This window comes from Sphaerisporangium sp. NPDC049002, assembly GCF_040649355.1.
In the GTDB taxonomy this organism is placed as follows: Bacteria; Actinomycetota; Actinomycetes; order Streptosporangiales; family Streptosporangiaceae; genus Sphaerisporangium.
On record NZ_JBEZFH010000121.1, the window covers coordinates 13,080 to 22,149 of the forward strand.

9 protein-coding genes are annotated in these 9,070 nt (G+C 69.7%); 2 read left to right on the forward strand and 7 right to left on the reverse strand.

Annotated elements, in window-relative coordinates:
• Positions 1-66: 66 nt before the first annotated feature.
• The 5 genes from AB0B89_RS22775 to AB0B89_RS22795 form a co-directional block, all read right to left on the reverse strand.
• Positions 67-909: a hypothetical protein gene (locus tag AB0B89_RS22775; RefSeq protein WP_358556174.1), complete on the reverse strand. Its 843-nt coding sequence runs from the start codon at positions 907-909 to the stop codon at positions 67-69.
• Between the two features lie 259 nt (positions 910-1,168).
• Complete coding sequence (locus AB0B89_RS22780; protein WP_358556176.1) at positions 1,169-1,603, reverse strand: hypothetical protein; 435 nt, start codon at positions 1,601-1,603, stop codon at positions 1,169-1,171.
• Between the two features lie 57 nt (positions 1,604-1,660).
• Complete coding sequence (locus AB0B89_RS22785) at positions 1,661-2,935, reverse strand: multidrug effflux MFS transporter (RefSeq protein WP_358556178.1); 1,275 nt, start codon at positions 2,933-2,935, stop codon at positions 1,661-1,663.
• 145 nt (positions 2,936-3,080) lie between these two features.
• The gene (locus AB0B89_RS22790) at positions 3,081-3,905 is read right to left on the reverse strand and encodes an SAM-dependent methyltransferase (RefSeq protein WP_358556180.1); all 825 of its coding nucleotides are present in this window, start codon (positions 3,903-3,905) and stop codon (positions 3,081-3,083) included.
• A 148-nt stretch (positions 3,906-4,053) separates the two neighbouring features.
• A complete protein-coding gene (locus AB0B89_RS22795; protein ID WP_358556182.1) occupies positions 4,054-4,596 on the reverse strand; it encodes an ATP-binding protein in 543 nt (180 codons plus the stop codon).
• Between the two features lie 266 nt (positions 4,597-4,862).
• Between AB0B89_RS22795 and AB0B89_RS22800 the strand changes: the two genes are divergently transcribed.
• Positions 4,863-5,099 (forward strand): DUF397 domain-containing protein, encoded by a 237-nt coding sequence (locus AB0B89_RS22800; RefSeq protein WP_358556184.1) that lies wholly within the window; start codon positions 4,863-4,865, stop codon positions 5,097-5,099.
• 140 nt (positions 5,100-5,239) lie between these two features.
• Positions 5,240-6,145, forward strand: a complete 906-nt coding sequence (locus AB0B89_RS22805; RefSeq protein ID WP_358556186.1) for a helix-turn-helix transcriptional regulator — start codon at positions 5,240-5,242, stop codon at positions 6,143-6,145.
• Positions 6,146-6,254: 109 nt separating this feature from the next.
• Here the strand turns inward: AB0B89_RS22805 and AB0B89_RS22810 are convergent, their stop codons facing one another.
• The gene (locus AB0B89_RS22810; protein WP_358556188.1) at positions 6,255-7,742 is read right to left on the reverse strand and encodes a M1 family metallopeptidase; all 1,488 of its coding nucleotides are present in this window, start codon (positions 7,740-7,742) and stop codon (positions 6,255-6,257) included.
• Between the two features lie 273 nt (positions 7,743-8,015).
• Entirely contained in the window at positions 8,016-8,945 is a 930-nt protein-coding gene (locus tag AB0B89_RS22815) for a serine hydrolase (RefSeq protein ID WP_358556190.1), read from the reverse strand.
• Positions 8,946-9,070: the final 125 nt, after the last annotated feature.

Sequence of the window (9,070 nt, forward strand, 5' to 3'; positions counted from 1 at the left end):
GGGCGCGGCGCGGCGCCCGAGGTGCTGCTGTCGGCCGAGCTCCGGTGCTGAGCGGGCGGCCGGGCGTCACTGGTCGGGGTCGACGCCGGTGAGGGAGCTTCCGTAGCTGAGCGCGACGAGCTGGGCCACCGCGCTGTGGGCGCCGAGCGGCTCCGCGCACCCCGCGCCCACCGACTCGGCCGCCGTCGTGATCTTCTGCGGGTCGATCTCGGGGCCGATGAGGAACGGGGCCAGGGCCAGGCGTGAGGCGCCGATGTTGCGCAGCCGCTGGGCGGCGTCCCCGACGCCGGGGGAGGCGTCCAGCGAGGCCGCCACCACGGGAAGCGTGAGCCGCGCGGCCAGCAGGACGACCGTCGCGTCCGCGGCCCGCACGGCCTCCTGGCCGCCGACCGTGGCGACGATGATGCCGTCGACCGGGGCCGCGATGTTGAACAGGCGCATGCGGTCGGCTCGCGCGAGGCCGCTCTCGGAGAGCTTGACGTGCAGCGCCTCGGCGAGCAGGGGGTGCGGGCCGAGGGGGTCGGCGATGGTCGTCAGGACGTCGCTGTCGGCGACGGCCTCCCGGATGGCCCGGTAGACCTGCTGGTGCGGCCCGGTCACGAGGGGGACCACGATGGCGGCCGGCGACTCCTTCGGCCGGTCGGAGGCGCACTCGGTGAGCGTCTCCGCCAGGCTGGTCTTGCTGTCGCCGAGATGGATCAGGCGCACGTCGAGCTGGGGATGCTCGACGCAGACAATGGTCTTGACGGCCGCGGGGACGTCGCCGGCGGTGCCCGGTGCGGCCAGCACGAGCGCGGGCGCGTCCGGAGGCAACTGCGCGGGCACCGGCCGCCGGTGCCGGCCGGAGCTGGTCCGGAACGAGCGTTCGCGGACCGGGAGCTCCTGTGGAGCGTGATGACCATCGTTCACATCGGCGGATTTTACGGGGTATGGGGCAAAAGTTAAGTCTGATTCGCCGCGACGCGCGGATGGAGACCGATCTGCCTGCCGTGAGATCGCTGACATATTGGGGCTCGATCGTCTGGACGGTACCAACGGTCCGTAATCATTCGAGATCATGACGGGGGTGGCGGGTCTGCCCTGCGTGTCAGTGGTGCGCCGTACCGCTGACAGTCACGCCGCCGGACGTCCGTAAAGTTTTTTCCCCGGCCCGGCGAGGGCGGCCCTCTCAATGCACGCGGTGGGTCGCCCTGAGGATCTCGAAGAGCTCGATGCTCGCGAAGAGAAGGATCGACAGGCCGATCGCGGCGTACAGCATGGCCGGAGCCCTCAGCGGGAAGCGCCGCCCGGGTGAGGCGAGGGACGGCGCCGGATCGCCCAGGGCGGGCGCGGGCGCGGTCGCGGGGACGGGACGGGCGGGCCGCAGCTCCGGATGTCGTGCGAGATATCCTCTGGGGAACGACTTCACCCCGGTGTCGCCGCAGCCCGGGCAGTGCGCGCCCGACCACGGCGGCTGGACCTGGAACCCGGCGTGGAGCCAGACGTCCGCTACGTTGCCGTGGCCGTCGGTGAGATGCCGGACGACGTACTCCTCCTCCCACACCATCAGGCAGCGAGGACACTCGAACGGCCAGATCTCGCTCGTGCTGAACCCTTCGTACACGAAGACCACCCCCGGGCGCCCTTGTCAGACGGGCCTTGCCCGTTTCGAGTGTGGGCTTCAGCCCTTTTGATCGCAAGACCTCATGCCGGTACGGCCGGCATCCGGCGGCTCGCCCAGTGTGAGCTCCAGCGTGTCGCGGGTGAGCGCCAGCGCCGACAGGGCGAGCACCGCGCAGACGGCCATCGCCAAGGCCAAGGGCACGGCGCTGCGATCGCCGAGCAGGCCGGCCAGCGGCGCCACCAGCGCGCCGAACGCGAACTGCGAGGTCCCCAGCAGGGCCGAGGCGGTCACTGCGGCGTGAGGATCCCGCCCGAGCGCGAGGGAGCCCGCGTTGCCCAGCACCAGCCCGAGCGAGGACACCGCGACGAGCAGCAGCGGCAGGCCCGTCACCTCCGACAGCCGCCCGGTCACGGCCAGCACCCAAAGCGCGGCGGAGGCCACGAACAGGACGGCCAGCCCGGTCCGCAGCAGCCGGCGCGGGGAGAACCGGTACACCAGCCTGGAGTTGACCGTGCTGACGAGGATCAGCCCCAGCGCGTTGAGGGCGAAGGCGAGCGAGAAGGTGGCCGTCGTCAGGCCGAAGAGGTTCTCGAATACGAAGGGCGACGCGGCCACGTACGCCATCAGGGCGCCGAAGGCGAAGGTGAACGCCAGCGCGTAGCCGAGGAAGGGCCCGTCGAGCAGCAGGGCGCGGACCGTCCGGGTGGTCGCGTGGAGGTCCACGGCGCGCTGGTGCTCCGGCAGCGTCTCGGGGACGGCGACCAGGGCGGCGAGGAACATCAGCAGCGCCAGCAGGGCGAGCGCCGCGAACACCCCGCGCCAGCCCGCCGTGCCCGCCACGATCCCCCCGGCGAGCGGGGCGACGACGGACGCGACGCCGAGGACGGCCATGAGGACGCCGAAGGCGCGCGCGGCGTCCCTGCCCCGCATGGTGTCGGCGACGATGGCGCGGCCGACGACGATCGCGGCCGACCCGGCGAGCCCCTGGACGAACCGCGCCCCGATCAGCACCCCGAGGGTGGGGGTGAGGGCGCACACGGCCCCCGCCGCCGCGCACACGGCCAGGCAGGCCAGAAGCGGCGTTCGCCTGCCGAGGCGGTCGGACAGCGGCCCGGCGGAGAACTGGCCCAGCGCCAGCCCGAGGAGGAACGCGCTGATGGTCAGCTGCGCGCCCACGGCTGAGGCGCCCAGGTCGCGCGCGAGAGGGACCAGGCCCGGCAGGTACATGTACAGGGCGAACGGTTGGAACGCCGACAGCAGGCCGAGCACGGTGACCAGCAGCGGAGCCGCACCGGTCGCCCGGGGTGCGCTGAGGGTGGCGGTAGCGGACATTGAGGACTCCATCGAGGCGGTAGGACCCACGCCACCGGCTCGCCGACACGGCGCCTTCGCGGTGTCCGGGGCTACGTCGAGGCCATCTTCCGCAAGGTTACGCCTGTGAGCTGGGAAGACGCGGACCGGGCACGGCCAGCCGGCCTCAGGGGGCCTTGAGGCCGATGCCGCCGACGGACCAGACCGCCTCGGGGTCGCCGGGCTGTTCTCCTGGGTCAGGCCGCCACGCCGTGACGTAGACGACACCAGGCTCGACCAGGGACAGGCCCTCGAAGAGCTCCTCGATTTCGGCCTTCGTGCGGAGCTGGTCGCGGCGCGGGCCGGAGACCACCCCGTGGTCCTGGTAGAGGGCGGCGAGCTTCGCGGTGGCCTCGGGCCGTACGTCGGAGACGCTATGGGCGATGGTCACGTAGCTGCCCGGGACGACGGCGTCGCGTAGCCGCCGGACGATGTGGGTCACGAGCGCGTCGTCGGGGATGACGACCAGCGTGGAGAGCAGCAGGATCGCGACCGGCTCGTCCAGGTTGATCAGACTCTTCAGCCGGGGATGGCTGAGAACCTGATCAGGGTCGCGCATGTCGGCCTCGATGACCGTGGCCCGCTCGTCGCCCTCCAGCAGGGCCTCGGAGTGGACGACGACCACCGGATCGTTGTCGACGTAGGCCACACGCGAATCGGGCGCCGCGGCCCGGGCGATCTCGTGGACGCCGCCCTGCGTCGGCAGGCCGCAGCCGATGTCGAGGAACTGCCGGATCCCGGCGCCGGCCAGGTAGCGCACCGCCCGGTCGAGGAACCGCCGGCCCTCACGGCACAGGATGGGAAGCTCGGGCGCGAACTCCAGGGCTCGCCGCGCGGCCTTCCGGTCGGCGGCGAAGTTGTCCTTGCCGCCCACGAAGTAGTCGTACATGCGGGCTTCGTTGGGGATCGACGGATCGAATCCGAGACGTTCGAGCCTTGAGAACGCCGTCATGATCCCCCCGTTCCGCCGGATGCCGATGCTAGCGCTGGTTCGGGAGACGTTGTCCGTCTTTTCGGAAAGCGCTGACGGCGGATGCCGGCGACGGTCTCAGCGACTACAGACCGTTTCCAGTCTGCACGCTGATTCTCGGGTTCGGCGGCTAGTAGCACACCTCCAGGTGCCGCACAGGGTGGGTCTCGCCGCCCGGGAGGGTGAAGCCGGCCCACACGGCCTTGCCGGGGGAGCTCAGCGGGGCCCATCCCCAGTGCTGGCTGATGCCCGCGACGACCTGCAGCCCGCGCCCGCACTCGGAGACGAAGTCGGGGTCGCGCGGCGTCGGGAACTCGTCACTGGGATCGGTGACCACGCAGATCAGGGACTGCTCGGTGAGGGCGAGGATGATCCTCACGGGGCGTCCGGAGTACACGGCGGCGCGGCTGCTCAGCCCGTGCCTCAGCGCGTTGATCACCAGCTCGCCGATGACCAGCTCGGCGTCGTCCAGGAGTTCTTCCAGTTCCCAGGACCGCAGCGTGTTCGTCGTGAACCGGCGTGCGGTGCGCGCCGCGTACGGGTCGTGCCTCAGCTCGCATAACGCGAGCTGTAAGCGCCCGGGATTCTCGCCGCCGCCGACCGCCCACGGACCCGCGGAGGAAAGGACGTGGTCGAGCGCCGCGAGCCACTCTTCCCAGCTGTCGTTTCCCACCTGTGTGGGTTTAGTCCGTTGTGTCCTGTACCCAGTCATAGGGAGCCCTGTGAGGTTAGGTCGATCTCAGCATGGAGTTGTAACTACTTGGACATATTGCTCCCATTTGGTGTGCAGGTGCAAGTACCGATGCACGTGCAAACGCACAGAGGTATGCTGACGCTTGAGGATGGAAGCACCCATCTGGGTGCCCTCGTTCCGGTGAGGGGCCTGAGGTGACGAATGTCAGGGTTCGTCGGGGTTTCGGGGAGATGTGAAGAGGCGAGATGGACGAGATCTCCAACGGCATGGCCGCGTCCGCGATTTCGGGCGTACGGTGGCGCAAGAGCGCCTACAGCAACCCGAGCGGCAACTGCGTCGAGGTGGCCCCACTCCCGGACGGCGGGGTCGCCGTCCGCAACTCGCGGTATCCGGGGGGCCCCGCACTCATTTACAGCCAGGCGGAAATGGCCGCGTTCATCCAGGGAGCCAAGAACGGCGACTTCGATGACCTGGCCTTTTAACTGAATCGGCGGCTACGGAGGGTCCAAAATCGTAGCCTAAGGGTGATGTTGGGGTATATCCGGATTAGAGTGCCAGGGGTATCGTGAACTTCTCTGTGACCACGAGAAGTGAGACAACACCGCTGTTCTAAGGAATGGACATGATCACTGCCCGAGCCGAAGGGGATGAGACCCCGCTCAACATGATGGCTCGGGAGCGAGGCAGCTCGACGGTCCTGCGCATCCTGCTCGGATCCCAGCTCCGCCGCCTCCGTGAGAAGCGCGGCATCACCCTCGAAGCGGCCGGCCACTCCATCCGCGCCTCGCACTCCAAGATCAGCCGCATGGAGCTCGGACGGGTCAGCTTCCGCGCGCGGGACGTCGCCGACCTGCTGTCGCTGTACGGGGTCACCGAGGAGAGCGATCGCGAGGGTCTGCTGTCCCTGGTCGCGCAGGCCAACCGCCCCGGCTGGTGGCACAACTACGACGACGTCCTGCCGAACTGGTTCGAGGCGTACGTCGGGCTGGAAGAGGCCGCCACCCGCATCCGGAGCTACGAGGTCCAGTTCATCCCCGGCCTGCTCCAGACCGAGGAGTACGCCCGCGCCGTCGTCCTGCTCGGCCACCCGGACGGGCCCGAGGAGGAGATCCAGCGGCGGGTCGACCTGCGGATGGCCCGGCAGAAGCTGCTCGGCAGGCCCAACGCGCCCCACCTGTGGGCCGTGATCGACGAGGCGGTCCTGCGGCGCCCGCTCGGCGGAGCCGAGGTCATGCGCGGCCAGATCAGGCACCTCATCGACGTCGTGGCGTCCCCCAACGTCACCGTACAGGTCATGCCGTTCAGCGCGGGCGGCCACGCCGCCGCCGGCGGGCCGTTCAGCATCCTGCGGTTCTCCGAGCGCGACCTGCCCGACGTGGTCTACCTGGAGCAGCTCACCAGCGCGATCTACCTCGACAAGCGCGACGACCTCGACCGCTACCAGGCCGTCATGGAACGCCTGTGCATCGACGCCGTCCCGGTCTCCGACACCAAGCAGGCCCTCACCAAGATCCTCGACGAGATCTGATCGGACCGGGGGCCGGAGGTGACGGGCCGCCGTCGACTCCGGGCCGGGTCGCCGCACATTCAAAGGCCGGGCCGCCACGCGGTACCGTACGGCCGGCCGTACGCGCACCTCACCGCTTGGGCTTCCAGTCCGGGTGGCCCGGCATCGGCGGGGTCTCGGCGTCATAGATCCAGCCGTTGATGTAGCCGGTCAGATCCTCGCCGCTCACCCGGTTCGCGACGTCGATGTAGTCCTGGGTGCCGGCCGAGCGGCCGCGGAACCCGGTGAAGAAGGCCTTCTCGATCTTTCCGAAGGTGTCCTCGCCGACGAGCTCCCGCAAGCCGAACAGCATCAGCAGGCCCGCCTGGTTCGTGCCGACCAGCACGTCCCGCGCGTGCTTCATCTTCCCCGGGGGGCCCGACTCGGCACGCTTGTCACCGTCGAACACGTAGCGGGCACGCAGACCGCGATCGGGGTCGTCGAGGGTGCGGTAGCCCATCTCCACGGCATACAGAAGCTGGTAGAACTCGGCGTGGCCCTCGCTGATCCACATCTGGTTCCAGTCGCGGACCGAGACGGCGTCACCGAAGTACTGATGGGCCAGCTCGTGCATCATGGTGATCGCGTCGTTCCGCGTGTCCTCCTTGGTCACGTGGCCCTTCAGGTCGGTGCCGGTGAGGTTCTCGACGGCGTAGGTGGAGATGGTCGCGGCCTCCAGCGCCACACCGTTGTAGTCTCCGGGCACTCCGAGCACGCCGTAGGTCTCGAAAGGAAATGGGCCGAGCCGCTTCTCCAGCCAGGCCATCTGGTCGGGTATGCCGCTGACGAGCTTGCGTGTCTTCGCGGCCTGGCCGGTGGCGACGTAACTACGCAGCGGCAGACCTCCGGGCCCCTTGTCCTTGATCAGCGTGAACCGGCCGACGGCCGCCTGTACGACGTGGGTCGGGACGGGGTCGCGAGTGGAGAACGTGTAGGTGACGCGGCCCGCCTTCTCCTCAACCGAGCGGAGCGTGCCGTTCGCGACCGCCTGGAGACCCTTGGGGGTGGTGATGCGGAAGGTGAGTTTCGCCTTGTCGCTGGGGTGGTCGTTGCTGGGGAAGTACAGGTGGGCTCGGTCCGGCTGGCCCATGACCGCGAAGCCGTCCTTCTTTTCGACCCAGGCCGTGCGGTGCGGCTCCTCGTCCTTGGGAAAGGCGGGCGACTGCGGGTTGGTGCCGCGGTCCACACGGAAGGAGACGTCCACCTGGAACGGCCGTCCCTTGGGCAGGATCTGCTCCGGTGTGATCAGCAGCTTCTCACCGGCGACGCGGAAGCCGGCCGGATGCCCTGCCACGGAGACCTTCGTGATCCTTTCCAGCCCCGCGTCCAAGCTGAAAGCGGACAGGGCCTGTGTCGCGGTGGCCGTGATCTTCACCGAGCCGTCCATCTTCGTGGTGCCGGTTCTGTAGTCGTAGCGCACGTCGTACGAGCCGACGTCATAGCCGCCGTTACCCAGGTAGGCGAAGAGGGGGTCATTGGCGGTCCGCGCACCGGGCTTGGCGGTCGGGGCACCGGGCTTGGCGGCCTCGGACGGCGTGGCCGCCGCGGTCGAGCCGCATCCGGTAGCCGCCAGGATCATGGTCATAGACAGTGCGGCCAGCGCACCGGGCGTTCGAGTGGGGAACATGACCGCCATCCTGTGCGACCCGGGTATCCACACCGTCGGAGCCGCGTACCCCCTGGCGCTCGGCCGTGTATCAGGTGTGCATCACGAGTCCAGACGGACCGGCGTCGCCTTCGCCTTGGAATGATCGGCCGAGGCCGGGCGCGCAGGCGGGATCTCTTACCAGGCAGCGGACAAGACGGTCTTGGAGGAGTGGCCTGGGCCGCCGGCGGGCCGACCGGCCAGACCTCACCGGGAAGCCAGTTCCTCCCGCACGGCGGTGATCAGCCTGTCGCCGGCGTCCAGCGCGGCGTACTTGCCCGCCGTCGGGCCGGCGCCCGGCCTCTGGGCCAGAATGACGCCGAGCACCAGGCGAGTCCTGCCGTTCACCTCGGCCTTGACGGCCCACATCAGGTTGCCGCCCGCCGCGGTGCCCGACCCGGTCTTGATGCCGATCACACCGGGCCTGTCCAGCAGGGTGTTGGTGTTGCGGAGCACGCGAGGGTCGCCCGGCACGGTCGTCTCGGTCATGGCGACGACCTGACGGAACACCTCGTCCTTCATCACCTGCCGGGCCAGCTTCAACTGGTCGACCGCCGTGCTGACCGTGGAGTCCTCGTTGCCGCTGGCGCCGGTGTAGACGGTGTCGGCCATGCCGAGGCCGCCGGCGGCGGCGTTCATCTTCGCGACGAAGGCCTCCTGCGATCCGGCGTCCCAGCGGGCCAGCAACCGGGCGACGTTGTTGCCGGACGGGATCAACATCAGCTCCAGTGACCGGCGCAGCGACAGCCTCTGCCCTTCCCGTACGGGCGCGGTGGACTCCTGCCCGGAAAGCGACTCGGTGGCGGCGGTCCTGTCGACCTCGATGAGCGGACCCGCCTCGCCGTCCTTGAGCGGGTGATCCTTGAGGATCACATGGGCCGTCATCACCTTGGTCACACTGGCGATCGGCACCGGCCTCATCTGGCCGCTCGTGCCGAGGCCGCCCACGCCGACCACCTCGATACCGGCCTGCCCTTCGCTCGGCCACGGCAGTGACAGGTCGATGACAGGCCGGGGAGGCGCGGCCTGGACGTCACTGCGGGCCGCGCCGACGCAGCCGGACACGCCGGCGACCGTCAGGGCGAGGACGCAGGCCCACAGCACGGAGCGGCCGGCGTTGTGACGGGCGGAACACATGGTGGGACCTCCACGAGGGCTCGGTTCACGCCTCGATCGGGCGTTTACCGGCCACTTTCGGCCGCGGAGGTGTCGACCCTGCGGAAGCGGCCCATCAGACGACGCTCAGGTGCGTTTCGGGTGTG

What these genes read in the sequence shown, in the direction of transcription:
- AB0B89_RS22785 (WP_358556178.1), bottom strand. Translation starts at nt 2,935, where the DNA reads ATGTCCGCTACCGCCACCCTCAGCGCACCCCGGGCGACCGGTGCGGCT.
- AB0B89_RS22790 (WP_358556180.1), bottom strand. Translation starts at nt 3,905, where the DNA reads ATGACGGCGTTCTCAAGGCTCGAACGTCTCGGATTCGATCCGTCGATC.
- AB0B89_RS22800 (WP_358556184.1), top strand. Translation starts at nt 4,863, where the DNA reads ATGGACGAGATCTCCAACGGCATGGCCGCGTCCGCGATTTCGGGCGTA.
- AB0B89_RS22805 (WP_358556186.1), top strand. Translation starts at nt 5,240, where the DNA reads ATGATCACTGCCCGAGCCGAAGGGGATGAGACCCCGCTCAACATGATG.
- AB0B89_RS22810 (WP_358556188.1), bottom strand. Translation starts at nt 7,742, where the DNA reads ATGATCCTGGCGGCTACCGGATGCGGCTCGACCGCGGCGGCCACGCCG.
- AB0B89_RS22815 (WP_358556190.1), bottom strand. Translation starts at nt 8,945, where the DNA reads ATGTGTTCCGCCCGTCACAACGCCGGCCGCTCCGTGCTGTGGGCCTGC.